The organism is Shewanella sp. 1180_01, assembly GCF_052850535.1.
The window spans coordinates 1-1,000 of record NZ_VXCT01000157.1 but is presented as its reverse complement, the minus strand read 5'-3'; the positions used below and the strand labels follow the sequence as shown (position 1 = coordinate 1,000).

Here is a 1,000-nt window from a genome sequence, read left to right as displayed (position 1 = left end):
GAACAAGGGGTGATTTCCTTTAAAATATCAGATTTAGCTAAACTAGCAAAATGTTCCAATGCTACATTATACTCTGAATTCAACAACAAAGAAGAAATAATCTATGCCCTTTACCTAAGGGACACAAAAGACAAAGTTAAAATAATAACAAATATAATTGAAACAAATGAAATAAATAATAAAGATAAAATAATTATTATTAGTATGATTGATATATTTCAGTTTTTCATAAAAACAAATAACCTAACAAAGTTAAACCACTTACCAAATAACGAAAACCTCTCAAAAACAACGAAAGGAAGTTGTATTAAAGAGTTTTACAAACTCAAAAGTCTATATGATAAACTCTGGAGTGAATCCATAAAAAACAAAGAGTTATCTAATAGCGCGGAAGAAGTCATCGCGTTAAGCTATGAACTAATAATATATCAAAAAGGTGCGTTTGAATTTATTAACGACTACAATTTAAAGAAAGTAGGGTGGAACTTGAAACCTGAAATGATTTTCGAATCAATAGTAAAAAAAATAAATTCTTTAAACTGGGTTGATAATTCAAACATAGATTTTAAATCCTCTTGCGACATAGTAAGTAAACAATTACGTACAAACAGCAATCTTCATGTCAATATATTAAATGATAATAATTTTGAATCTGAATCTGAAATGGAAATTTAAATAATTTTATTTACATTGATGTTTAATTAATACAGGGTGAATTAAAAGTAAGCGTCCAACGATCCTAGCTTACTAAGCCGAATAGAACTGATTTAGAGTGCTTTGCGGTGACAGCCATGCCTATACCACTAATCACATGAAACGGCACAAGCTCATTTTTCTCACAAAAAGTCATTTATCAGCAGCCCCTTCTATATCCACTAATGCACTTTTCTTAACATGCTGGCGTAATACCAATCAGTCTCAACGTGAGTTAGCGCATCCGATACGGTGTTAACGAGCTTAAACCTAGTTCAACGATGTTCTTCACTCGTTGCGAACAACA

General features: G+C 30.9%; 1 pseudogene. It reads left to right on the top strand.

Annotation, left to right across the window (positions count from 1 at the left end):
- A pseudogene (locus FW758_RS24610) lies at window positions 1-675 on the top strand (hypothetical protein); the annotation flags it as partial.
- Window positions 676-1,000: the final 325 nt, after the last annotated feature.